This is a genomic window from Pseudoalteromonas luteoviolacea NCIMB 1942 (genome assembly GCF_001625595.1).
In the GTDB taxonomy this organism is placed as follows: domain Bacteria; phylum Pseudomonadota; class Gammaproteobacteria; order Enterobacterales; family Alteromonadaceae; genus Pseudoalteromonas; species Pseudoalteromonas luteoviolacea_A.
Window position 1 is genome coordinate 25,407 of sequence record NZ_AUXT01000025.1, and the last position, 23,885, is coordinate 49,291.

Here is a 23,885-nt window from a genome sequence, read left to right on the forward strand (position 1 = left end):
CCTAATTTCACTATGACAAGCGCGAGATTAACCACGCTCTAATCGCCTTGAGCTCTTCCAAACATACTTGGTGCTCCATAGGATAATCTTGCCAACTTACATCATACCCTTGATTCACAAGTGCTTCATAAGCTGTTTTTCCCGCCTGCATAGGTACAACTGGATCATGCCTACCATGTGCCATAAATATGTTGAGTGCACTTTGCTGCGCTTCGTCAGCCAACTTTTGTGGCGCACACATATATGTCGATAACGCCATGACACCTGCTACTTGGAAAGGTAAACGAGGCGCTAAGTGCAAGCTAATTACGCCACCTTGAGAAAAGCCTGCAAGAATAATTTTATCTGCGGGAATACCTACTGCAATTTCTTTTTCGATCAGACTTGATACCAAAGCTGCGGACTCTCTTACACCCGCTTCATCGGCACGATTTTCAAGATCCATGCTTTTAATGTCATACCAAGCGCGCATTTCCATACCACCATTTATGGTAACTGGTTGCACAGGAGCATGAGGAAAGACAAATCGAACACCCAATTCGTCCGGCAAAGCAAGTTCAGGTGCGATAGGCAAAAAACCATTGCCCGAGTCACCTAATCCATGTAACCAAATCACCGTTGCCTTGTGTTGCTGCTGTGCAGCGTATTCTACAAATTCTAACATCAGTCGTGTTGCCACTCTACTTTTTGACCCGCCTGACGAGTCGCCGCATCTGACATGAATTGCCAAAACTCAGCTCCCGAGCGGTTATCTATCCATTTATCATCACGCAGTTCAAAGTGATGCCCATTAAATTTTGTTGCTACCCAAACTTGATGCAAAGGTGCTTGTTTGTTGATAATAATCTTAGATTTATCAGCAAAGATAATTTCGAGAATACCAGAGGCAGATTCATAATCTAAATCTGCATCACAATCGTCAATTTGCTCTTCGATCGTCAGCATCAGTGCCTCGGCTAATTGATGATATTCATGATCTGTCATGGCTAACTCCTTAATTCCGGTAATGTACAGCCCAACCTTCCCCAATTAGGGAATAAATTTCGACCGCAAAAGCTGCTTTTTTCGCGAATTCTGTTACTCTGCGATTATAAAGGCACTGACATCATTAATCTAATGAAAGCGACATACACTCAATTTAGCTTACTGGCTCTAGTATTGACTAGCACCTTAACGTTATCAGCTTGTGGGCAACGTGGTCCACTGTATTTACCTGAAGATGCAGATAAAAACCGTACTTCTCAGCCACAACCCGAAGCACAAGATAAAGCAAAAACTGACGAAAAGGAGTGATAAATGGACTTTTTCCAGTATCAAAATAACGAACTTTTTGCCGAGCAAGTTGCTGTAAAAGACATTGCCAACGAATATGGTACACCTTGCTATGTTTATTCACGCAAAACGTTGGAACGTCACTATCGCGCATTTACTGATGCTGCTGCAACACATCCTCACCTAGTATGCTACGCAGTCAAGGCTAATAGCAATTTAGCCGTATTGAATGTATTGGCTAAGTTAGGGGCTGGCTTTGATATTGTTTCACAAGGTGAACTCGCTAGGATATTAAAAGCAGGTGGAGATCCAAGTAAGGTAGTTTTTTCTGGTGTCGCGAAAACCGCTGAAGAAATCACCTTTGCGCTAGAGAAGCAAATTAAATGTTTCAATGTAGAGTCTAAAGCGGAGCTGGAGCGTATCTCTGACATCGCCTCTCAAATGCAGACTTTGGCACCCGTGTCGATTCGAGTTAACCCAGATATTGATGCCAAAACACACCCTTATATTTCTACAGGGTTGAAAGAGAACAAATTTGGTATCGACATCAAACAAGCATTTGACGTCTACCAACTCGCCTGTACTCTACCAGGCATTAAAGTCGTAGGGGTTGATTTTCATATTGGTTCACAACTAACAGAAGTTGAACCATTCTTGGCTGCTTTAGATAAAGTATTGGCCTTGGTAGATATGCTGAAAAGTGCAGGTATCGAATTACAACATCTCGATATTGGCGGTGGTTTAGGGGTTCCTTATGATAGTGAAAAACCACCACACCCCAGCGCCTATGCAGCTCAAGTCATTGAGCGCCTTGACGCCTATTCGGAGTTAGAATTAATTTTCGAACCAGGCCGCGCCATTGCTGCCAATGCAGGTCTGTTGGTCACCAAAGTCGAGTATTTGAAGCCGACCAAAGAGAAACATTTTGCAATTGTAGATGCCGGCATGAATGATATGCTGCGTCCCTCTTTATATCAAGCATGGCAAGAAATCATCGCCGTTAACCCAAGAATGGATGACACACCTCAACATACCTATGATGTTGTAGGGCCGGTTTGTGAAACTGGTGACTTTATCGGTAAAGACAGAGTACTCGCGATTCAACCGGGTGATTTACTCGCACAACGCAGTGCTGGCGCATATGGCTTTACCATGAGTTCAAACTATAATTCAAGACCGAGAGTTGCAGAAATAATGGTAGATGGTGACACCGCGCACTTAGTAAGAGCACGAGAGTCCCTAGAATCTCTATGGCACGGTGAAGCGTTACTTTCAGAATAATAATTGCGTATTTTTATCGCACTCAGTGACTCAATAGTAAGGTAATATGTTTGTAAATTTTTCAAAGATGCACGGCTTAGGAAACGACTTTGTAGTGATAGATAATGTCACACAAAACGTCTTTTTATCTCGTGACCAGATCCGAAAGCTCGCTGATAGGCACTTTGGCATTGGTTTCGATCAGTTACTACTGGTTGAGCCCCCTTATTCTCCTGATTTGGATTTTCACTACCGTATTTTTAATAGTGATGGCACCGAAGTGGAGCAATGTGGAAATGGCGCGCGCTGTTTCGCGCGTTTCGTGCGTATGAAAGGCCTCACCAATAAACACAAAGTCAGTGTTTCAACCAAAGGTGGAGACATTACGCTTTATACTGAAAAAGACGGGCAAGTCACGGTGAACATGGGCATACCACAATTTGCCCCTCAAGAAATCCCATTTAAAGCGCAACAAAGCGAATTGACCTATATTTTGAGAGCCGGTGAGCATACTGTTTTTTGTGGCGCAGTTTCGATGGGCAACCCGCATTGTGTTATCGAAGTTGAAGACATTGAGCATGCAGATGTTGATACTTTGGGGCCATTGTTAGAAACCCATGAACGCTTTCCTAAACGCGCGAATGTTGGCTTTATGCAAATTATCGATCGCGAGCATATCAAACTCAGAGTTTGGGAACGAGGGGTAAATGAGACCTTAGCCTGTGGCAGTGGTGCATGCGGTGCAGTCGCTGTTGGTATTAAACAAGGGAAGTTGGCCGATACCGTGCGTGTTGATCTGCCTGGTGGGACTTTACAGGTCCGCTGGAGCGGGGTTAATAAACCAGTAAAAATGACAGGCCCTGCTGAACATGTTTTTGATGGACAAGTCGCTATATGAGTAAGAAAGACCCTTTGATCACAGATACAGAAGTCATGGCTTTTTTGCAAAAGAATCCAAGCTTCTTAATTGAGCATCCATACTTACTACTCGATCTTAATTTACATATCCAGCAATATGGCGCACCAAACCTTGCACTGATGCAACAGCGCCTACTGCGTGAAGAAAATGCTAAGTTACAAGCACAAATAGAGCGCATGATGGACTCAGCCAGAGAAAATGAGCTGATATTTAAACTCTTTAATGATTGCCAGCGTGCGCTTTGGTACTGCCAGAGCTTTCAAGAACTTGCTGACATTTTGGCGGATACTCTGACACAGTCGCCAAAGATAAACGTATGCCAACTAATACCGTACGATACAACATTAGAAGGGCTAGTAAATAGACGTTTAAGTAAACTACCTCGCTATCTTGGTCGTCTAGATAGGCAAGAACAAAAGCTGTTATTCAGTGGCTTTGATTGTCGCTCTGTTGCGCTTTACCTACTCGGTCCAAGTGACAACCCAACTGCAATACTCGCTTTTGCAAGCGACTGCGCAGATCACTTCTCACCTGATAATGGCAACTTATTTGTCAATGAGTTGGTGTCGTCCTTACAACTGCGTTTAAAAGAACTCGCATGAATGAAGGTGCTGCCAACACACTGGCAAAACAATGGCAGCAACCCATTACAGAGTTCATGGCTTACTTGCACTATGAGAGACAATATTCCCCACACACGGTGCGCCAATACCAAACCCAGCTACAATTAGCCGCATACTTTTTCGCAGAACATTGCCATGATTGGTTTTCTGTCAGTAGTGAGCAAGTACGTCGTTTTTCCATGCACTTGCGCAGCAAGCAATACAACCCCAGAAGCATCAATCTCAAGCTCAGCTGCATTCGAAGCCTGTATAAATTTTTAAAAACCAAGCATACCGAGAACCCTCAGCTTCACAATCCCGCGGCAGGTCAAAAAGGGCCAAAATTTCAAAAGCCTTTACCTAAAAACCTCGATGTCGACCAGATGCTGCAATTACTCGAAATTGATGCAGATGATGCACTTGCGGTGCGAGATAAAGCCATGATGGAGCTCATGTATTCCAGCGGTTTGCGCGTAAGTGAGCTGGTAAACACAAACTTGCACGACATTCGCGAAGGTGAAATACGCGTGCTCGGTAAAGGCAGTAAAGAACGAGTTATCCCCGTTGGGAAAAAAGCCCTCGAAGCCATTGATACTTGGCTTAAGTTTCGACCACTTTTTGCCCACGATGAAGAACTGGCTTTGTTTGTGAGCAAACGAAAAACGCGCATCTCTGTACGACACGTTAGGGCACGCATGAAAGAATGGGGCATAAAGCAAGGTATCTCAGCAAATGTCCATCCACACAAGTTGCGACACTCATTTGCTAGCCATTTGTTAGAATCCAGTGGCGATCTTCGGGCCATTCAGGAAATGCTTGGCCACAGCAGTTTATCTGCTACGCAAGTATATACTCACGTAGACTTTCAGCACTTGGCAAAAGTATATGACCAAGCCCACCCACGTGCCAGACAAAAGAAATAGTGCACAATAGGCAGCTTCATTTTGCTCCGTAATCACTGTTTTCGCGTACAATAGAATTACACAGCACCGAGCACAAAGAGTACTATGCGATTTAATAGAGCCATTTCTCCTATCAAGGTTTTAAGCTTTGATTTAGATGACACACTTTACAATAACCACCCTATTATTCTAAATGCCATACAAGCAATGCAAAGCTACTTACAGTCAATTCCTGAGTGGGCCAATCAACAGGATGACTACTGGCTTAAGTGCAGACGGCATATTGGTGAAACTCAGCCGCATTTACAAGACGATGTCACAAACTGGAGAAAAGTAGCGCTTGAATATGGCATGTCACAACTAGCGTTAACAAAAGAAGAAGTAGCAAGATATTCATCCAATGCCTATCAAGCATTCGCCACTGCACGCAGCAACATAACTGTAGACCAATCAGTCTTATCATTACTACGGGAGCTAGAAAAAAAATATACGCTTATTGCGATTACCAATGGTAATGTGGAAGTTGAAAAGTTTAATCTTGCAGGCGTATTTGAGCACGTGTACCTTGCAGGCCTTGATGGAAAAGCAAAGCCTGACGCAGCCTTGTTTGAACGTGCATGTCATGACCTCAAGGTCAATCCATCAGAGATATTGCATATAGGGGATAGCTTGGACACCGATGTACAAGGTGCTAATTTAGCTGGGTGCCAAAGCGTATGGCTCAACAATCAGCAAGCTACCTATAAATACAAAGGGTTAGCGGACATTGAGATCCAAGATATTCACCAACTCGCCTTTTTAAAATAGTCTAGGTTAGCAGCGACGAATTACACCAAAATACTCGCGGGCTATGCCCGCTTAAAATATACAGCCCCTCTCTCCGATCATTCGCACGCCTGAAAATGAATACGCATAATTTAGAGCAAGCAATGATTTACGCCTCACAATATTAAACACCATCATTGTTTTTTGCTGTTAATTTAAAGCTGAACAGCTAATCGTGCATATACCGCATACATTTATTGTTTCGTAAATATTATTTGTTCCTTTTACCTGTACACCCTACAATCTAAATAACGAAGGGGTGCTCAATCCAATAAGGAAATTATCGATATTACTTTTTATAAGCGGCCTTCCAAGGTTAAGATGAAAAAAAAAGATGATGAGGTTAAGCTCTGATTATGAAAAAGATAGTTGTTACTGGTGCTACAGGTTTACTGGGGCGCACGCTCATGCAAGTGCTCGCACATTCAAATACGGTAATTGGCACAGGTTTTAGCAGAGCAAAACCGCCTATTGAGCAACTCGATTTGAACCAAGAAACGGCCATTGTCGACTTTTTAGACAAGCACCAACCCGATGTGTTAATCCATGCCGCCGCCGAGAGAAAACCAGATATCTGTGAAAACGATCATCAGGCCACTATTGCATTGAATGTGAAAGCAGCTGAGTTTCTCGCTAACCAATGTAAAGCGCGTAAAATTCACTTTATATTCGTCAGTACTGACTATGTTTTTGATGGTACATCGGCACCTTACCTTGAAAATGCATGTCATTCACCAGTCAATTTTTATGGTCAAAGTAAAGCCCAAGCAGAGCAAACTATTCTGAGCAATAGCGCACTACATACCATTATCCGCGTGCCCGTGTTGTACGGTGAGGTAGAATATCTCGCAGAATCTGCCGTCACGGTCATTGCTCAACAGATACTTGAACAACCAAATAGTAAACATGATGATTGGGCAATTCGGTTCCCAACCCATGTTGAGGACATCGCTTTAACGTTACAAGCACTAATACAGCAGCCGGAGTCAAACATTGGCGGGATTTTCCATGTCTCCGACAACCAATCCATGACCAAATATGGCATGGCCAAACATATTGCAAATGTTGTTGGCAAGGATCCTGCGGATCTTGTTTCTGTCCCAGAACCAACACAAAACGCAACGAGGCCCTATAATTGTGCCTTAAAAGACTCTCGGTTAGCAGCACTCGACATTCAATTCACCCGTGACTTTGCTAACGCTATCAAGCAAGTATTAGCGCCTCACCTCGAACAGTAAAACATATAATTAGGGAGCCCGTAACGATGCGATCAATAATCAATCTAATCCTACTATGCTCCCTGTCATTGAATATCTACTTAGATTGGCAACGACCTAACTCATTCTTGCAAAAAGTGTTTAGTGATGATGTGGAAACGTTATTGGTTACGAATACTGTTGCCAGTTACACGACAGAAACAATTGAGCAACCACCAACTCAATCACTTCTTGCCCAAGCTCAAAGTAACCCTGCTGAGCAGAGCTTCGCGGATGGCGACCTAATGGAAGCCCTTGCCCAGTGGCGAACATCAACCTCGCATACACAATCAATCAGCACCATTCATAACTGGATCAATAAGCTAAAAAACACTCTAAACAGCGCAACGTCTACGGCACTCGCTGAGTATCTTTTATTTGTGCAAAACTATCTTGCCATCGTGCCTAATGACTTTCTCGCATTACAATTTGAGGCAGAGATTTTTGTGGCACAAGGGGAGCGAGTTGAGGCAATTTACCGTTTTATACGACTTTTTCAACAGTACCCAGAGCATGAGTATCTAAAAAAGGTCATCACTGAACTAATCAGTATCGAGTTAAGTGAATTACTAGAGCAAAATAATTGGCATGAGTTAATTGAAAAAGGTCAACTTTGGCTTAGTGAGCAGCCTGAAAACCTCGTTTTAATTGCGCATATTGCCAAGGCCTACTTAGCACTAGACAATAATTTAGAAGCAGAGTTATTACTGACCCAATTGAGTAAACAGCAGCAACAACATCAATTGATTGCACCGCTACTCGCAGAGCTCAACAGCAAACATCAGCAAGTTGAAACAATCCCGCTTGTGCGACATGGCGAGCATTATATATTGCAGGCCAAAATAGCCGGACAACAGATAGACTTAATGATAGACACAGGTGCTAGTACGACAGCCCTCACTTCGGCGCAATTTGACCTGCTGGGCTACGGTGTCAGTTTTTTAACTTCGCGACGGGTAAGTACAGCAAATGGGGTGGTCGAAATACCTTTTTATCAAAGTGCTGGGATCCAAATTGGGTCTAAACAGCAAACACCTTTCGAATTCGGTGTTATGACCTCTTCCACTCAAGGACCAGGGTTACTGGGGATGAATTTTTTGCGCCATTTTAAGTTTGAAATTGACCAGCAAAATGCCCAGCTAATTCTCAAGCCTCGACAATAGGTTTGGTCAATTCTTGGCTGAAATATGTAAGGTGTCGAGCTACTTGCTTGAGGTTGAGAGTCTTTTATTCATAAAAGTCAATTCAAGCGGCGTTTGGCTCACTTCACCTATCCCACCGCCAGAGATGTGCACAACTTCAAAATGCTCAGACATACGCTCGATAAATTGAGTGACCTTAGACATGCAGTCTGGTATTGGCGACAATTCAATTGTTACAACACTCAACATACTCTCTAACTTAATAATGTCGTCAACCATATGATATTCATCACACGACATACTGATATTCAGCATAGTCGCATTGTCTTCAATAGTACCGTATACAGCAATAAGTGTTTCTAAACTAATATCCACTTCATTAGTATGATCACTCACTCGACGACGCAATAGTCGGTTGCCACTACTGTAAAAGGCATACAGTAAAACGCGGTTAAGTAGCGCTTTTATGTGATGCTTACTTTGTTTTAATCGACCAAACAAAACACTTTGTAGGGACTTAACCCCACAGCTCAACGCACTACTCACAATAGAAGACAAGCTCAACTGGTAGTCCACACCCACGACTTTGCAATCGGGGTTTAACTGCTGAAAAGCTTTATCAAAAGCCCAGTTTTCATCTGCCCCTAAAGACAGCAGTGTTTTCGTTTTTGCGATAGCACGTGCGGGGATCAGGTGACCACGCTCATGTTGCTCACCTACTCGCACGAGATCAGTACACTGATTTAAATCCAGCTGTAATTTATTGATCTCCACAACAAGTAACACCAATTTAACCTAAGTTAGTTTAAGTGTAACTTTAATATCTATGATTGTTTTAATAAAGTGTGAATTTAAGTCAAAAAGCTTTGTAAATTTGTTTTATAAGCTCAATTATCTCGGCACAAAGAGCGTACTCAAGAAACAGATAAGCGCATTGGGTAGGGGGTACTTTTGATACACTTTATTTAAAAACTGCTGCCAAGCAAGGTGCTTGAGCCGCATAATTTCATGCTCGTCTATTAAACCTTGATACAAATGAGCAAAATCTTTTAAAAATTGTACATCACGCCGGCGATTATTCTTTGCATAACCTTTGCCAGCATAGTGAATAAAGCCTGCTCGACGATAACCTTGCTTTCCAAACATATCCATTCGGTTAAAGTCTTCGCTAAGCGCTCGGTGTTTAAGTTGGTTACCAAACAGTTCATAGTTAAACAGTGTTTGCTCGTAAAATCGAACCTCATTACAGACCAGCTGTAGTCTTGAAAGCGTTGCAAATTCGAATAAACGACATCCTTTTGATGCTAATATCACACCCACATTATAGTAGACAGGTTTATTGTTAAAAGTTGGCCAATCAATCTCACCCAACACATTTTCTATTAACAATTTCTCATGGTGACGGGGGCAAATCTCTCCTTCATTGAGCATATACACGGTATCTAAATCGTTATATTTTTGAAAAATATCCTCGGTATCGGGGTGCACTAAAATATCAGCGTCTAAATATAAAACACGATCATACTCTGCTAGTAACTGACCGATACGCAACTTTTCAGCCCAAGCGGGATTTGCGCCAAATTTGGGAGATTGAATATCAACTTTAAAAGTTAATGCATCTGCAACAACTAAATCAGCCCCTACTTTCTTAGCATAATGACGAAAACTATGAATAGCCGCTTGATACATGGGGTTGTCGCCTATCGCGAGTGTAACAATTACTTTGTTCAATCTACTCCCCTATATTCGCTCTTTAATATCTATTAAAGTTGTGCCCATTTTAGCCGTAGTGACCCCTCTATTGACGGCTACCACCATGATTAGTTCAACTAAAAATGGAAAAAATTAAACATAGTTGATCCTAGCGATTCGAGCGCATTCTAGTAGAGTTTATTATCACCAAACGGCACTTCAAGTTGGTTACTGCCTTTACGCGCTGGCTGGCCAATCATTTCATCATAGGCACTTTGATGGCGAAGTGTCATTTGATGATAGTCGATATGCTGTACCAATTTTTGTAATGCCAAGGGGTTTCTGGCGCGAATGGCTTCACCTTTGCTATCCACGACAAGATACTCAGCATCCCCTACACAAGCGATTAGGTTGTACAAGGCAACATCTAAAGAGTTCGCGACAAATTTAGTGACCGGCTGCATATCACACAGCGCTGCCAGTGTTATCTTCATAATCTTGTTCCAAAGTAATGATATACGACAACGCTCCAGATGCGGTTTAATCCCATCAATAGAAACCCATTAATCACGCGCAGACATTTGATATACTCATCGTTTATTTTGCTGAAGTTAGTAGTTTATGCCTAAATCACACCATACTCCTCCTATGCGCCTAGCAAAGTATTTAAGCCATTGTGGTGTATGCTCTAGGCGTCAGGCATCAAGGCTTATTGACCAAGGGCACGTGCAAGTAAATGATAGGCCTGCCAATCATATAGATCATGTTAACGACCAAGACAAAGTCACCGTCTGTGGTGAACTCGTTGCGGGGTTAGCCGAAAAACTACTTTATCTTTACCACAAACCGGTAGGGGTCGATTGCAAGCTCAATGAAAATGACCCTTGCAGTTTAATCCACTACTTACCCAGTGGGCCAAGAGTGTATCCGGTTGGTCGGCTTGACAAAGACAGCAGGGGCTTACTTTTGCTTACCAATGACGGCGAGCTATGCAATTCACTGATCCACCCTGATCATCACCAAGAAAAAGAATATATTGTCACGGTAGATAGAGATATAGATCCACAGTTTTGCCAACAAATGGCACAAGGCGTTCCTGTGGATGGCCAACTCACGTTACCTTGTATCGTAAGCCAAATCGCCCCCAAAACCTTTTCTATCATTTTAAAACAAGGACTGAATCGCCAAATTAGAAAAATGACGAAGTTTTGTGGTAGACGTGTCGTTGATCTCAATCGTATCCGTATTGCCAATCTCGTACTTGACCCCGATACCCTCGCCGAAGGTGATGTTTGCCAAATCTCTTTGGATGCCCTGAAACTAGAGGATTTACAAGCTTAACGCCACCATTGTGATGGGGCTGATGAGCCCTATCGACCAAGTTATTGAGCGCAGTAAATCCCAGTCGCACCAGTAAAAAACACAATAAAGTATCCGCGCGCCAATATGAGCCATCGCTAACCACTGAACACCATTGGAAGTGTGATTGGTCCCCAGTACAACAGCAAGGGCCACAGCAAAAACAGCGAGTGATTCAAAACAATTGTAGTGTGCAGCAACCGCACGCGCACCTAGTCCCGTTAGCTGATGTTGCTGCACCCTAGGCTGCTTATTGTTGTAACCACCGGCCTTGTGCATCTCAATAATGACTGGGATTTTCGCAAAGTAAGGTAACAATATACTGACCAAGGCGCAGCTAATTATCACATCCATGAAAGGTCCTTTTGATTGCATTCTCAGTTATTAAAGCGCATTTTGACATGTGATGAAAGGGTAAAAAATATGCGTATACAAATGAGTAAAGCCACCAAATGACATCAAGTGGCTTTACGAGTAACATCGCACTAAGTATAGGTTTATTTTCCTAAAGTCGCACTGTGACAGATTGTCGCACACACTCATATTGCTCAGAAAAATGCCCAATATCACTATTTTTCATTCGAAAACCATCAATGGAAATAGTAACTTATTTTTAAGCTTCACGTTTAGAGTCAACTATGGGATGGATCTTTTTTACCTGCCTAGCTGCGTTTAGTCAGGCATGGCGCAATGCGTTGCAAAGTCAGCTAAGTGCACATGCCAGCGTCGCTACCGTCACGCTCGCTCGCTTTCTTTTTGCGCTCCCACTGGCCGGGTTATATGTATACTTACTCTACTCATTTCAACCAGCCCCTCAGCTCGAGGCCAGCAACAGTTTGGTCAGCTATATTGTTGCAGCTAGCATTATGCAAATTGTTGCGACTGCGCTGATGGTTATTTTATTTAAGCAAAAGAGCTTCGCTATTGGTGCCGGCCTTGCAAAGAGCGAAGCGTTGGTTGCGGCTGTATTGGGCATGGTCTTTTTTGGCTCTGCGCTCACATTACTGGGCTGGTTAGGAGTACTTATTGGTGGTGTTGCAGTACTCATTCTGAGTGGGTTTAGCCTGCAAAACTTCAACTGTAAAACAGCGGCTTTAGGCCTAGCTTGTGGCACATGCTTTGCGCTTACATCACTGTGGGTCAGAGAAGCCAGTTTGGCGAGTGCCTTGCCTTTCCCCCACAGTGCTGGTTGGGTGCTCTTCTGGGTATTGAGCTGCCAAACATTTATATTATGCCTATACGTTACAGTCAAAGAGCCAACTTCTTGGCGTGTAATTCGACAACACTTACCACTGATTTTACTGGTCAGCTTAGCAAGCTGTATTGGCTCTATTGGCTGGTTTAGTGCAATGAGCTTACAACACGTAGCGTACGTTAAAACACTCGGACAAATTGAAGTATTCATCACTATTCTCATTGCAACTATCTGGCTAAAATCTCCGCCCAAGATGCGCGATACGTTTGGACTTATTTTAATCGCCATCGCCGCCATTTTAGTCATGGCGAGCTAACAGATAATCACCAAAGCAAACTAAAAGCGTTATTTTTCACTGTGGGATCCTTCACCTATACTGGAGTATAACTCCATCCAAAATAGTTAGGATTTGTGTGCCAACGAGTCAACATTATTTCAGTAAACCCGATGCGGTTGAGCAGGTCAAAAACAGACTGTTTAAACAGCTAGCCTGCTATTGTTGTGCGCTTCACACTTTTTTGATTTTCTTTTTTTGGTATTGTGATGTGTACTTTTTGGCATTTATCAATATTGGTAGCGTCGCGCTATGGTTGCTGGGCATTTATTATCTACAACAACAAAAAAGCCATATCTCATTGCACCTGTTTTGTTTAGAAGTCACGCTACATTCCATCTTGGTATGTGCCACACTCGGTATGGCATACGGGTTTCAATATTACCTTTGGACCATTGCTAGTTTGATCCTGCTTGATATCAGACTTAAGCTAAAATTGGCTTCAGTACTCGCACTGGGCTTAGTGGTTGCTTTTGCCATGTTATTCGAGCTATTCGATAACGTCCCCAACACTTTTATATTCAGTGAATTGGCACCTTATATTCATTTTATAAATGTTCTCATCTGCGGCTTACCTTCCATCTATACGATTGGCCATATTCGCGAAATCACTTTCTCACATCGCTACCAATTAGCGACTCTTGCAGCAAAAGATCCCCTTACAAGCCTATTTAATCGTCGTTACGCCAAAGAATTGATCAACAATGCGCAAGAAGATTGTTTAGCAACCTCTCGCCAAATGTGTGTGATCATGGCTGACATTGATCACTTCAAAGCGGTAAATGATAAGTTTGGTCATGATGCGGGCGATGAAGTATTGATAGATGTTGCATTAAGGCTGTCTAGATACGCCCTCCATTCAGATATTGCAGTACGCTGGGGTGGGGAGGAGTTCTTACTTGTACTGATAAATTGTGATCTTGAGCAAGCACAAGCTCGCGCTGAAAATATTCGCCGAGATATCGCGATGCATGATTTTTACGGGGAAACACTCAAAGTCACGATGAGTTTTGGTATTGCCCAGTGGCATCCAGCAATCCCATTTAGCGTGGCAGTACAACTTGCCGATGATGCACTGTACGCCAGTAAGGCTAAAGGTCGTAACTGTACAACAGCCACTGCCCCTAGCCAAACAACCAACTTGGGCTAGTTTGTTGTTATTACTTTACTGCTGTTCACCATTGATTGGTAACAGCTCAATGGTATGAACGACTTCACCCGGAAGTAATGGAGTTAACTGTCCCTCTGCATAGGCTTCGAATCCGCTTCGATAATACGGAGAAAGTGGGTGGCCACTTTGTCCACCAGCTACTGTCATTACTGCTTTATGTAAGTGTCCAGGCTGAGCAATAAATCGTTGCGATGCACCAAAACCTTTACTCTGTACGGCTGGCATAAAAGTATCCCCAAAGCCAGGTATTATCGGCATATCTAAGAAACGACTCAGCATTGGCATTTGCTTGCTAAACGGATGCTGTACCATCAATGCATTTACTTTGCCCCACTGCCAATCCGCCATATTACTGCCATACTTTTTGGCCAGCCCTTGTTTGCTTCGAGCGTGTGCTCCTTCTAATAATGCCTGCCAGGAGTCATAGCCATTGCGCCAACTTTCAGGTTGCTTTTCAATTAGCTGCCATAGCGCAGGTTCAAAATAACGTGTCAGGTAGCTCAAGGTCTCACCTTCTTGCTGGAGTCGCTGTTCTATTTTGGCAAATACAATATCAATGACACTGGCACGAAAGTTCTTTACCAATGTATATCCAACAGAGTCACTACATGCACACCCTTGCCAATTCTCTAGATGAACCAAAGTCTGAACATGGTCTTGTCCTTGCGCCTGCGCAGTTAAAAGCGTATCTGTTAGAAGATTGTACCAAGGCATCAGAAATATGGCCTCATTATCTAATTGAAGAGCGTTAAAGTCCGCTTCACTAAATGCCTGTCTCTCCATTAGACGATCTCGGATTTGTTGCGCTCGCGCACCGAGTGCATAACCACCATCACCAAAACGGCGATGATCCAACGCAGACATAACTCGGGAGTTAGCTGTCCACAACTTACCATTTTCGGGATTCATGACTCGTGGGCGGTTCAGTTCATTTATTTGCCATAACTCAGCTTCAGCACGTGCCGAAGCGACCGCGAGATCATTGGGAAATACCCGAGAAGGTAAAGCTCCCGTAGGTTGCCATGCGGCACTACCTTTACTGTCAACCACCATCAAGTTTTGAACAGGGATCCCCACATTGCTCGCCGCATCTAAAACGTGCTCTACAGACTTGGCTGATTCAAAACGAAGAAGGTTTAAGTTAACGGCATAAGGCTGATGCGCAACCCACTGCAACGCATATTTTTTGCCATTAATTGACTTAACAGGTCCAAATTGGCTAACCATTAAGTCATATTGATGTGACTGACCATCTGGTAAAAGTATCGTCTGAGATTCTTCTCTAGTTTCATCTTCTTCGGCCAACTCAACCCAGTCGGCCGTATCTAGATATCCATTTGTGAACCCCCAAGCAACGTGATCATTACTCCCAACAACCATCGCAGGTACCCCTGGCAAGCTCACCCCAGTTACCTGCACCTTTTCCCCTGCTTGACTGTTGTAATTAAGTTGTACGCGATACCAAACAGCGGGAACATCTAAGCCTAAATGCATATCATCTGACACCATTGCTGAACCTGTCGCAGTTAAATCGCCTGTTACAGCCCAGTTATTACTGCCATGAATAGGAATAGGTTTGATATTTCGATACTGAGCAATTTTGATATCGCTAGGAAGGTCAGGGATGGCGACGACTGGCCTATCAATTTGGCTACCGTCCAAAGCAGCTTGAAAGGTGCTAGGCTGAATAATAAAGTCAACCATATCTTGGCCATACAGTGCTTCAAGATGAATTAGCGCTTTATCTCTTTCAAAAGTATCTGCCTGCAAGTCCAAGTACATGCTGAAAATCGCCAGCATTGAGTCAGCTGGCTGCCATGGTTTTGCTTCTGCACCTAACAACAAGTATTCAAAGCTAGTCGTACCTGACTGTGCACGCCCATCATTGACACCATTTGCATAATTTTCCAGCAATGTACGCTCATGGGAATCCATTGCTGCAATAATTTGTTCACTGCGCTGGCGAAATTGATGGAAGCGCATTGACTTATCCAGGGAAAGCGCAGCTTCTCCAAATAGTTCACTCAATTCACCAGCTGCATTTCTGCGCAATAAGTCCATTTGGAAGAAGCGGTCTTGGCCGTGCGTATACCCCATAGCGTAGGCCACATCAGAACGACTTGTAGCTGTAATAACTACATGGCCGAGCTTATCGCGGCTTAACTTTGTCGGAGCATGTAAAACATCACTATACCCTCGGCCATCTAACGTGGGTAAGCTCAGGGATAACACACCATATATAGTGGCTGTTAGTGCCAACCCTGCGAGCACCACAATAGAGATCAAAACTTTTAACCATTTCAGCATAAACTTTCCTTAACATTAAAAATGCCAACCGTTATGTACTGTATTGAATCCAACAATAATAGTAAAGTTGCATCAAATTGAATACCAATTAAAGCTTCTCTGTATTTGGCGACTTCAAGCTCAGACAACTATAGTTAATAGATTCATGGAATCTATTGAAAAGATATGCAAACAGAGACGGTTGTACCGCAAAGGAAAGCATTTCTCTCAAAACTCAGCGTAACCCTATTGCTCGCTGTTATTGTGGCCACAGGATGGTATATCGATCGTGTTAATCATAAACACATGATTGAAGTACAGAAAAATAGTACTTACGAACATGTAAATGTATATCGCACACGCATAGAGGGAAAGCTTGCGGCCAACATACAGCTTGTCAGGGGCTTGGCGATTGCTTTGGGCAATAACAATACACTCACCCAGCAAGAGTTTGAGCATATTGCTGCACCTTTATTTGATTCTGACGATATATTGAAAAACTTGGGTGCGGCGCCAGATATGGTCATCCAGTTTGTCTACCCACTTAAGGGCAACGAACGCGCAATTGGCCTTAATTACCTTACTCACCCAACACAAGGAACAGAAGCATTACAAGCCAAAGAGAGTGGTAAAATAGTGTTAGCTGGCCCCTTAGAATTGATGCAAGGAGGCGAAGCACTTATTGCCAGAGTCCCAGTATTTACAACAGAGAAGTCATTTTGGGGCTTATTATCCGTGGTAATCGATATGGATAAGCTGTACGCCAGTGCGCGTATAAACGAACTGGAAGACAATTATCAAATCGCTATTCAAGGTCAGCACGCACGTGGTGAGCAAGGCGCCTACTTTTACGGTTCACATGACATCCACCGCCTCAACCCACTGGCATTCAATATCAATGTCCCCTCAGGCTCTTGGGTCCTTTATGCGGCACCGCGTTTCGGGTGGTCGGGCGAAGACTCCGCACTTTGGCCATTTCGTCTGGCGCTTGTCATCATCGTCATATTTTTTATCATCGCGTTTGTATTTTTTACGCGGCTTTTAAGGCAGCTTGAAGATCAGGCCAACTCTCTCACAAGTATGGGATCGCTTGCACAAGTAGGTGCCTGGTCGGTAGATCTGAGCAACCATGAAATTAGCTGGTCTACCGTCACGCAACAAATATTCAATGTACCTCAACATTATCAACCATCTTGGATGGGTAGTACTGAGTTTTTTAAAGGGGGAGCCCAGCGGAAAAAGTTTCAAGACGAAATGGGAACTGCAATCAAAAAAGGAGCGCCATTTGAAGGAGAGTTTTTAATCGTCCCTAAAGACAAGCCCCCTTGTTGGGTTTTGATAAAAGCACAAACCAAAAGAGCTGGCGCTAAAACACTCGAGGTTTTTGGCTCAATTCAAAACATTCATGACCGTAAAGCCATGGAAGTTGAGCATGAGAAAGTTGCTAAAAACAATGAATTACTGGTGCAATTGAGTACACATGAAGCGATACTAAATAACCACTTAGATCGCGCTCAGGAGCTCTGTATAGATATCGTATGCCAAGGTGTAAATGCTAATAGAGCCAGTATATGGCTATTTAATCATGAACAAACACACTTATATCCTGTGTGCTTCAGCAACACCAAAAAAGATAGACTCCAGCATTTCCCACCTTGGCGAAAAGCATCACAGCCTGCTTTATTCAACGCACTTTTAGAAAAAACACCGATAGAGGCTTGGGCCGCAACGAGCCATAGCATCACCCGCACAATAGCAGAGCAGTACCTCTCACCGTTTGAAATCGATGCCATTGTGTTTATGCCGATACTCTTTAAAGACAATATATTTGGCGTACTTAGTGCTGAGTTTAATACCTCTTACCCCCAATGGACGCAAAGTGACCGAAGATTTCTCAAAGCCATTGCAGCCATGATAGCGAGCTTATATAGCAGCCAACAGCAACAGCAGGCGCAACACAAGGCAATCATGGATAAAGAGCTCGCTGAACAGTCAGCAAAAGTCAAAGCGACATTCCTTGCAAGTATGAGTCACGAAATTCGAACACCGATGAATGGCATACTGGGCATGCTGGACGTACTGGGCAGCTCAAATTTAAATGATGGGCAAAAGCGACATTTAGGGCTTGCACAAAGCTCAGCAGAGTCATTGCTAACTATCATCAATGATATTTTAGACTTTTCGAAAATTGAAGCGGGGAAAATGACCGTCGACTTAGTCGAGGTTGACCTTGTGCAAATTATCAGTGACTGTTTTGCGGCGTTTGCACCTAAAGCGATTGAACAGCACACCGAGCTCTTTTTAGACAGCCGCAACATGCAGTGCCAATTCGCTAAAACCGACCCTCATCGGCTCAAGCAAGTGCTCAACAATTTAATCAGTAACGCCATTAAGTTTACCGAAAATGGTAAGATCACTCTGACCTGTTACACCGAGCAAACAAATTCAAATACGCGTTTGTGGTGCAGTGTTGAAGACACAGGTATTGGCATAAGTAAGATACAACTTGATAAAATCTTTGAGTCATTTACTCAGGCCGACCTATCAACAACGCGTAAATTTGGTGGCACAGGGCTAGGTCTAACCATCGCCAAACAACTGTGCGAGTTGCTGGGTGGTGCACTGCATGCCTACAGCAAACTAGATGTAGGTAGTACCTTTACATTTTATATCGAATTACAAGACGCAAAACCTATCGAAGCAATAGACAGTACCAGCAATTGCCTCGTGATCATTGATCAACATTCTCAGACCGAACTGAGCGCACGCCATATGCTCAATGCATGGCGGATCCCGACAGAACATTTTGTACACGTGCCTGAAGCGCTCGATTTTGTCAAATCACAGCACAATTTACAGCCCGCTTTTATCATTACAGCATCGATTTTGACACAAAGCTCAGAGTTAGATTCACAAGCACTATTAAACTTAATAAAGAAAAATAAACTCAAATACGCAATCTTATGCCACACCTTAGACGAACTCTCTGGTCGCCCTCAATTCAATAGCAGTAATACTTTACTGGCACCACTGACCCCAGCTAATGCACTCGCTTTATTACAAAATGACAATGCTCAATCATCGAATATGCCTGACATAAAACTGGGCTGTAAAGTGCTGCTAGTAGAAGATAATAAAATCAATCAAACTGTGGCGCTGAGCTTTTTGAGTAAACTGGGGGCTAAAGTCGATTGCGCGATTAATGGTCGTGTCGCATTAGAAATGCTACAAAATACCGAAAATACATATGACGTGATTTTGATGGACTGCCAAATGCCTGAAATGGATGGGTACACAGCAACACGAGAAATACGCAAAGGTGTGTGTGGAGAGCCACATCAAGATGCCGTGATCATAGCCCTTACGGCCAATGCCATGGAAGGAGACAAGCAAAAGTGTCTTGAGGCTGGAATGGATGCCTACTTAAGCAAACCAATTAACTTTGAGCTGTTGACTAAAGCACTACACGAGTGGACCAGTACCGCTAGGAAAATATCAATAAATAGCATAGAGTAAGTTTAGTTTTGGGGACGCATCTAGCGCTTTTCTAAGCATTTTTTGCTTAGTGACTGCGCATCAAGCATGTGTTTCAAGTTGTATAAAGTATTAAAAAAGGAAATCTATGAAACTCAGCAATATTGAACAAAGGCTAATTGGGTGCCTACTAGAGAAAGAAACAACCACCCCAGATCAATACCCTTTATCGGTTAATGCATTGACCAACGCCTGCAATCAAAAGTCTAATCGCGATCCGGTTTTATCCTTAAGCGAAGCAGAAGTGCTTGATGGCCTTGATCAACTAAAAAATCGTCGGTTAGTGATGTGTGACGAAGCACTCTCAGGCCGAGTATCAAAGTATACACACCGCTTCTGTAATACTGAATTCAGCAGCTTACAACTAAATGAACAACAGCGTGCCATTGTCTGTTTAATGCTCTTGCGTGGTCCTCAAACGCCTGGGGAATTAAGAACTCGAAGCGGCCGCCTAGCTGATTTCAGTGATGTTGCACAGGTGGAACAAGCACTCTCTGAGTTACAAGCGCAAGAGTTGGTTGTAAAGTTGCCCAGAGAGCCAGGAAAGCGCGAAAGCCGCTATCAACACCTGTTTGGCGACACCGAAGAGCAAAGCAGCGCAGAAGAGCCTCTAGATGAACCAAAGGAATTGACCGCATTACTGGATGAAATAAACCAACTGAAAGCTGAATTAAACTTAATTAAGCAACATCTTGGACTTTGAGCAACATATCACTAAAAACGCCATTGCTCCGAGACTTTAGGATCATTTAAACTGCAATACACAAAATAAAATTAGGCCAGAGGATTTCCAATGCGTGAAGCAATTATTGCCGAAATGAAAGTTCAACCTACAATTGATGTTGCCGAGCAAGTGACGCGACGCGTGCAGTTTATTAAACAGCGTTTACTGTTATCCCACTGTACCAGTTTGGTACTCGGTATTAGTGGCGGAGTTGACTCATCGACATGCGGACGCCTTTGCCAGCTGGCTGTAGATGAATTAAACCAAGAGCAAAACGATAAAACGTACCAGTTTATTGCGATGCGTTTACCTTATGGTACTCAAGCGGATGAAAAAGAAGCGCAACAAGCTCTGGACTTTATCCAGCCAACCCAAAGGCTTGCTGTCAATATCAAACCAGCCGCAGACGCCTTACATGAACAAGCCATGTTAGCTATGCAAGAAGCGCATTTAGACTTACCTGAGCAGGCACAAATAGACTTTGTTAAGGGCAATGTTAAGGCGCGTCAGCGTATGGTTGCTCAGTACGAAATTGCTGGGTTGAGCCAAGGCTTGGTGGTTGGAACCGATCACAGTGCAGAAAACATAACTGGGTTTTATACCAAATTTGGTGACGGTGCATGTGACTTAGCGCCTCTATTTGGTTTGTCTAAGCGCCAAGTAAGAGCATTAGCAGAGCACTTAGGTGCACCAGCACAACTGGTACATAAAGTACCAACAGCAGACCTAGAATGTGATAGACCAGGGCTAGCTGATGAAGCCGCTTTGGGACTAAGTTATGACAATATTGACGATTTTCTTGAAGGTAAACCCGTTTCTGACGAGGTAACTGAGAAATTAATCACCATTTATCAACGCACTCAGCATAAGCGCCAACCAATCCCAACCATTTACGACGAAGAATAAACCATTCCCAGCCTCTGTCTGATTTACAATATTCGGAGGCTGTCTACGTTCATTAAATTAACAGGTTTATAACACAAGTTATGTACAGCCAATAAAAACTCATGCTAATTTAGTGATCACTAAGTCTTTTTTACTCGTATGTAGCAGCTAGTAAAAGACGAGAAAATGGAAAAGACCCCTGCGCTGGCTGAACGCAATGCAGGCATAAAGCTCTGAAAAGTGCTATTAAACAAAGGAAAATCCATGAAAGCCCCAATTTTGATAACGGGTGGTGCTCAGCGCATCGGCCTTGCTATAGCGAAATATTTTATTGAACAAGATATGCCGGTCATCATAACTTACAGAACCAAGCATGACGCTGTTCAAGCACTGGAAGCGCAGGGTGTAACGTGCCTCCAAATAGATTTTGATAAGCCTAATGCACGGGATTCTCTTGTTACACAAGTGAAAGCACATACGACACGACTGCGTGCAGTGATCCATAACGCCTCCAGCTGGGACTGTGAAAAACTCAACCCCGATCATGATGCTCTATTTGATAACATGATGCGTATCCACGCCAAAGTGCCCTATTTACTCAACTTAGCGCTGGCACCTTTGCTTGAAGCCTCAAATGAAGTGGCTGATATCATTCATATTACCGATTATGTTGCGGAAAAAGGCAGCCCTAAGCACATTGCTTACGCTGCGAGTAAAGCGGCATTAGACAACCTAAGTCGTTCTTTCGCAGCTAAGTATGCACCGCAGATCAAGGTCAACTCTATCGCACCCTCACTGATTATTTTCAATGATCATGATGATGCCGATTACAGAGCAAAAACGCTCAAGAAGTCGCTGATGGGAATAGAACCGGGGTGCCAAGAAGTAATTTCAACTATAGAGCTTTTGTTAAACAGCAGCTATATAACAGGTAGAACACTTGCCGTTGATGGCGGCAGACACTTAAAGTAAACATCGGAGCGCAGACAGTGGGAGCGCTCTCAAAAAGAATGCGAGTCATATTATGCATGATGAATTAAAGAACAGTTACAAACAGATCATCAACGCGGTTGGTGAAGATATAGAAAGAGAAGGCTTGTTAGATACGCCAAAACGTGCAGCTAAAGCAATGGAGTATTTAACACAAGGTTATAGGCAAACACTATCCGAGATAACGAATAATGCCGTCTTTACTTCAGATGCCGATGACATGGTATTGATCCAAGACATTGAGTTGTACTCTATGTGTGAACATCATCTGCTTCCCTTTGTGGGCCGCTGTCATATCGCTTACATTCCAGATGGTAAGGTGTTAGGCTTGTCTAAGTTTGCTCGTATAGTAGACATGTTTGCTCGTCGCTTCCAAATTCAAGAGCAATTAACTCATCAAATAGCAAAGGCTGTTGAAGAAGTTACAGGCGCACGCGGTGTTGGCGTAATCGTGGAAGCAAAACACATGTGCATGATGATGCGTGGTGTTGAAAAGCAAAACTCACAGATGCGCACATCTGTCATGCTGGGCAACTTTAGAGAAGATGCAAAAACAAGAAACGAGTTTTTACAGCTTGTAAAGAACGGCTAAATTGCAAGGGTATGCCATGATGCATAACGCGATAATCAATATCACTAATCTCAGGCTAAGAACCTTTATTGGGTTTAATGAAGAAGAACGTGAGAAAAAACAAGATGTAGTTATCAACATTGAAATCCACTACCCAGCTGATACTGAGTGCTTGCAACAGGATGAAGTTGACCACGCCCTAAACTATAAGACCATCACAAAGGCAGTGATTAAACTAGTTGAAGATGGGCACTTTTTACTGCTTGAAAAACTGGTCGCGGATATACTAGAGCAATGTCATCAGCATCCAGCTGTCACCTTTGCCAAAGTTCGCGTAGACAAACCCCATGCTCTACGCTTTGCCGACTCAGTCTCACTCACATTGGAGTGGACCAAAGCGCTTAATCAGTAAAAGCCTGAGCACGATGCCAAATGGTGTCGTGCTAAAACATCTTCATCGCTAACGCAATAACAAGCGCGTATCTCAGTCCTTTTCCCAATGTCACTAAAAGTAAAAACACACGTAGTCTTACTTTAAATACGCCTGCCACAAGAGTGAGTGGATCACCGATTATTGGCAACCACGCAAACAATAAGCTTAGCGGACCAAACTTTTGATAGTGCTTTCTGGCCTTTGACAAGCTGCTTTCAGATACGGGAAACCAGCGATAGTGACTCAAAACTTCAACCCGAGTGCCCAAATAATAATTCACACAACTACCCAACACGTTTCCCAACGTTGCACAACCCCACAACATTAGTACCGACCCCATTTGTTTTGCAACCATCCCAGATAGCAATAGCTCTGACGATGCAGGTAAAAGCGTTGCTGAGACAAATGCACTAAATAAAATACTCAGATAAACCATAAGTTAAGAAAAGCCCGCTAGCCACAAAGCACATGACAAAACTTGCCTTGTTCCCAAAAATACGCGTAAATATGCTCAGCCTAACATAAGGACAATA

At 43.3% G+C, this 23,885-nt stretch carries 25 protein-coding genes; 17 read left to right on the forward strand and 8 right to left on the reverse strand.

Annotated features, from left to right (window positions below; all coding sequences use genetic code 11):
- Positions 1–10: 10 nt before the first annotated feature.
- Both N482_RS02725 and cyaY read right to left on the reverse strand, forming a co-directional pair.
- Entirely contained in the window at positions 11–664 is a 654-nt protein-coding gene (locus N482_RS02725) for an alpha/beta hydrolase (protein WP_063375627.1), read from the reverse strand.
- Positions 664–984, reverse strand: coding sequence for an iron donor protein CyaY (gene cyaY / locus N482_RS02730; protein ID WP_063372123.1), 321 nt, complete (start codon positions 982–984; stop codon positions 664–666). Before cyaY ends, N482_RS02725 begins: the two co-directional genes overlap by 1 nt.
- A 132-nt stretch (positions 985–1,116) precedes the next feature.
- Between cyaY and lptM the strand changes: the two genes are divergently transcribed.
- The 8 genes from lptM (at position 1,117) to N482_RS02765 (ending at position 8,199) form a co-directional block, all read left to right on the forward strand.
- Entirely contained in the window at positions 1,117–1,293 is a 177-nt protein-coding gene (gene lptM / locus N482_RS23980) for an LPS translocon maturation chaperone LptM (protein WP_081227678.1), read from the forward strand.
- A 3-nt stretch (positions 1,294–1,296) separates the two neighbouring features.
- Complete coding sequence (gene lysA, locus N482_RS02735; protein WP_063375628.1) at positions 1,297–2,553, forward strand: diaminopimelate decarboxylase; 1,257 nt, start codon at positions 1,297–1,299, stop codon at positions 2,551–2,553.
- A 46-nt stretch (positions 2,554–2,599) separates the two neighbouring features.
- Entirely contained in the window at positions 2,600–3,430 is an 831-nt protein-coding gene (dapF, locus tag N482_RS02740) for a diaminopimelate epimerase (protein WP_063375629.1), read from the forward strand.
- Complete coding sequence (locus tag N482_RS02745) at positions 3,427–4,053, forward strand: DUF484 family protein (protein ID WP_063375630.1); 627 nt, start codon at positions 3,427–3,429, stop codon at positions 4,051–4,053. The genes dapF and N482_RS02745 overlap by 4 nt, the downstream gene beginning before the upstream one ends.
- Positions 4,050–4,976, forward strand: coding sequence for a tyrosine recombinase XerC (locus tag N482_RS02750; protein ID WP_063375631.1), 927 nt, complete (start codon positions 4,050–4,052; stop codon positions 4,974–4,976). Before N482_RS02745 ends, N482_RS02750 begins: the two co-directional genes overlap by 4 nt.
- Before the next feature lie 84 nt (positions 4,977–5,060).
- Positions 5,061–5,762 carry an HAD-IA family hydrolase gene (locus N482_RS02755; RefSeq protein WP_063375632.1) on the forward strand — a complete coding sequence of 234 codons (702 nt, stop codon included), beginning with the start codon at positions 5,061–5,063 and terminating at the stop codon, positions 5,760–5,762.
- Between the two features lie 374 nt (positions 5,763–6,136).
- A complete protein-coding gene (locus N482_RS02760) occupies positions 6,137–7,018 on the forward strand; it encodes a dTDP-4-dehydrorhamnose reductase family protein (RefSeq protein ID WP_063375633.1) in 882 nt (293 codons plus the stop codon).
- Positions 7,019–7,044: 26 nt separating this feature from the next.
- Positions 7,045–8,199: a retropepsin-like aspartic protease gene (locus N482_RS02765; protein ID WP_063375634.1), complete on the forward strand. Its 1,155-nt coding sequence runs from the start codon at positions 7,045–7,047 to the stop codon at positions 8,197–8,199.
- Positions 8,200–8,238: 39 nt separating this feature from the next.
- Here N482_RS02765 and N482_RS02770 read toward each other — a convergent pair whose 3' ends face one another.
- The 3 genes from N482_RS02770 to N482_RS02780 form a co-directional block, all read right to left on the reverse strand.
- Positions 8,239–8,952: a hypothetical protein gene (locus N482_RS02770; protein ID WP_155730451.1), complete on the reverse strand. Its 714-nt coding sequence runs from the start codon at positions 8,950–8,952 to the stop codon at positions 8,239–8,241.
- Positions 8,953–9,069: 117 nt separating this feature from the next.
- Complete coding sequence (locus N482_RS02775; RefSeq protein WP_063375636.1) at positions 9,070–9,909, reverse strand: glycosyltransferase; 840 nt, start codon at positions 9,907–9,909, stop codon at positions 9,070–9,072.
- 149 nt (positions 9,910–10,058) lie between these two features.
- On the reverse strand, positions 10,059–10,364 hold the full coding sequence (locus tag N482_RS02780) for a DUF6482 family protein (RefSeq protein ID WP_063375637.1): 306 nt from the start codon (positions 10,362–10,364) through the stop codon (positions 10,059–10,061).
- Positions 10,365–10,491: 127 nt separating this feature from the next.
- On the opposite strand from N482_RS02780, the gene N482_RS02785 reads away from it, so the two are divergent.
- Positions 10,492–11,211, forward strand: a complete 720-nt coding sequence (locus N482_RS02785; protein WP_231100773.1) for a pseudouridine synthase — start codon at positions 10,492–10,494, stop codon at positions 11,209–11,211.
- Here N482_RS02785 and N482_RS02790 read toward each other — a convergent pair.
- On the reverse strand, positions 11,200–11,583 hold the full coding sequence (locus N482_RS02790) for an MAPEG family protein (RefSeq protein ID WP_063375638.1): 384 nt from the start codon (positions 11,581–11,583) through the stop codon (positions 11,200–11,202). The two genes, N482_RS02785 and N482_RS02790, sit on opposite strands and share 12 nt — an antisense overlap.
- A 284-nt stretch (positions 11,584–11,867) precedes the next feature.
- On the opposite strand from N482_RS02790, the gene N482_RS02795 reads away from it, so the two are divergent.
- Together N482_RS02795 and N482_RS02800 are read left to right on the forward strand one after the other, a co-directional pair.
- A complete protein-coding gene (locus N482_RS02795) occupies positions 11,868–12,740 on the forward strand; it encodes a DMT family transporter (protein WP_063375639.1) in 873 nt (290 codons plus the stop codon).
- 97 nt (positions 12,741–12,837) lie between these two features.
- Positions 12,838–13,908 (forward strand): GGDEF domain-containing protein, encoded by a 1,071-nt coding sequence (locus N482_RS02800; protein ID WP_063375640.1) that lies wholly within the window; start codon positions 12,838–12,840, stop codon positions 13,906–13,908.
- A gap of 15 nt (positions 13,909–13,923) precedes the next feature.
- Here N482_RS02800 and N482_RS02805 read toward each other — a convergent pair whose 3' ends face one another.
- On the reverse strand, positions 13,924–16,236 hold the full coding sequence (locus N482_RS02805) for a penicillin acylase family protein (RefSeq protein WP_063375641.1): 2,313 nt from the start codon (positions 16,234–16,236) through the stop codon (positions 13,924–13,926).
- A 165-nt stretch (positions 16,237–16,401) separates the two neighbouring features.
- Here N482_RS02805 and N482_RS02810 point away from each other — a divergent pair, with 165 nt between their 5' ends.
- From N482_RS02810 to folX, 6 genes are all read left to right on the forward strand, one after another.
- Positions 16,402–19,731 (forward strand): ATP-binding protein, encoded by a 3,330-nt coding sequence (locus tag N482_RS02810; RefSeq protein ID WP_063375642.1) that lies wholly within the window; start codon positions 16,402–16,404, stop codon positions 19,729–19,731.
- Positions 19,732–19,837: 106 nt separating this feature from the next.
- The gene (locus N482_RS02815) at positions 19,838–20,452 is read left to right on the forward strand and encodes a YceH family protein (protein ID WP_063375643.1); all 615 of its coding nucleotides are present in this window, start codon (positions 19,838–19,840) and stop codon (positions 20,450–20,452) included.
- A gap of 90 nt (positions 20,453–20,542) precedes the next feature.
- Complete coding sequence (gene nadE, locus N482_RS02820; protein ID WP_063375644.1) at positions 20,543–21,379, forward strand: ammonia-dependent NAD(+) synthetase; 837 nt, start codon at positions 20,543–20,545, stop codon at positions 21,377–21,379.
- Between the two features lie 243 nt (positions 21,380–21,622).
- A complete protein-coding gene (gene folM, locus N482_RS02825; RefSeq protein WP_063375645.1) occupies positions 21,623–22,330 on the forward strand; it encodes a dihydromonapterin reductase in 708 nt (235 codons plus the stop codon).
- 52 nt (positions 22,331–22,382) lie between these two features.
- Entirely contained in the window at positions 22,383–22,940 is a 558-nt protein-coding gene (gene folE / locus N482_RS02830; protein WP_063355864.1) for a GTP cyclohydrolase I FolE, read from the forward strand.
- Between the two features lie 19 nt (positions 22,941–22,959).
- Positions 22,960–23,331, forward strand: a complete 372-nt coding sequence (folX, locus tag N482_RS02835) for a dihydroneopterin triphosphate 2'-epimerase (RefSeq protein ID WP_063375659.1) — start codon at positions 22,960–22,962, stop codon at positions 23,329–23,331.
- Positions 23,332–23,362: 31 nt separating this feature from the next.
- On the opposite strand, the gene N482_RS02840 is transcribed toward folX, so the two are convergent.
- Positions 23,363–23,788, reverse strand: a complete 426-nt coding sequence (locus tag N482_RS02840; protein ID WP_063375646.1) for a YqaA family protein — start codon at positions 23,786–23,788, stop codon at positions 23,363–23,365.
- Between the last annotated feature and the right edge of the window lie 97 nt (positions 23,789–23,885).

Bases quoted from the DNA above. Each gene is read 5' to 3' on its own strand.
- N482_RS02815 (WP_063375643.1), top strand. From the start codon at position 19,838: ATGAAACTCAGCAATATTGAACAAAGGCTAATTGGGTGCCTACTAGAG.
- N482_RS02785 (WP_231100773.1), top strand. From the start codon at position 10,492: ATGCCTAAATCACACCATACTCCTCCTATGCGCCTAGCAAAGTATTTA.
- N482_RS02765 (WP_063375634.1), top strand. From the start codon at position 7,045: ATGCGATCAATAATCAATCTAATCCTACTATGCTCCCTGTCATTGAAT.
- cyaY (WP_063372123.1), bottom strand. From the start codon at position 984: ATGACAGATCATGAATATCATCAATTAGCCGAGGCACTGATGCTGACG.
- N482_RS02780 (WP_063375637.1), bottom strand. From the start codon at position 10,364: ATGAAGATAACACTGGCAGCGCTGTGTGATATGCAGCCGGTCACTAAA.
- N482_RS02790 (WP_063375638.1), bottom strand. From the start codon at position 11,583: ATGGATGTGATAATTAGCTGCGCCTTGGTCAGTATATTGTTACCTTAC.
- nadE (WP_063375644.1), top strand. From the start codon at position 20,543: ATGCGTGAAGCAATTATTGCCGAAATGAAAGTTCAACCTACAATTGAT.
- N482_RS02750 (WP_063375631.1), top strand. From the start codon at position 4,050: ATGAATGAAGGTGCTGCCAACACACTGGCAAAACAATGGCAGCAACCC.
- dapF (WP_063375629.1), top strand. From the start codon at position 2,600: ATGTTTGTAAATTTTTCAAAGATGCACGGCTTAGGAAACGACTTTGTA.
- folX (WP_063375659.1), top strand. From the start codon at position 22,960: ATGCATAACGCGATAATCAATATCACTAATCTCAGGCTAAGAACCTTT.
- folE (WP_063355864.1), top strand. From the start codon at position 22,383: ATGCATGATGAATTAAAGAACAGTTACAAACAGATCATCAACGCGGTT.
- N482_RS02745 (WP_063375630.1), top strand. From the start codon at position 3,427: ATGAGTAAGAAAGACCCTTTGATCACAGATACAGAAGTCATGGCTTTT.
- N482_RS02840 (WP_063375646.1), bottom strand. From the start codon at position 23,788: ATGGTTTATCTGAGTATTTTATTTAGTGCATTTGTCTCAGCAACGCTT.
- N482_RS02805 (WP_063375641.1), bottom strand. From the start codon at position 16,236: ATGCTGAAATGGTTAAAAGTTTTGATCTCTATTGTGGTGCTCGCAGGG.
- N482_RS02755 (WP_063375632.1), top strand. From the start codon at position 5,061: ATGCGATTTAATAGAGCCATTTCTCCTATCAAGGTTTTAAGCTTTGAT.
- N482_RS02810 (WP_063375642.1), top strand. From the start codon at position 16,402: ATGCAAACAGAGACGGTTGTACCGCAAAGGAAAGCATTTCTCTCAAAA.
- lysA (WP_063375628.1), top strand. From the start codon at position 1,297: ATGGACTTTTTCCAGTATCAAAATAACGAACTTTTTGCCGAGCAAGTT.
- lptM (WP_081227678.1), top strand. From the start codon at position 1,117: ATGAAAGCGACATACACTCAATTTAGCTTACTGGCTCTAGTATTGACT.
- N482_RS02795 (WP_063375639.1), top strand. From the start codon at position 11,868: ATGGGATGGATCTTTTTTACCTGCCTAGCTGCGTTTAGTCAGGCATGG.
- N482_RS02760 (WP_063375633.1), top strand. From the start codon at position 6,137: ATGAAAAAGATAGTTGTTACTGGTGCTACAGGTTTACTGGGGCGCACG.
- N482_RS02725 (WP_063375627.1), bottom strand. From the start codon at position 664: ATGTTAGAATTTGTAGAATACGCTGCACAGCAGCAACACAAGGCAACG.
- folM (WP_063375645.1), top strand. From the start codon at position 21,623: ATGAAAGCCCCAATTTTGATAACGGGTGGTGCTCAGCGCATCGGCCTT.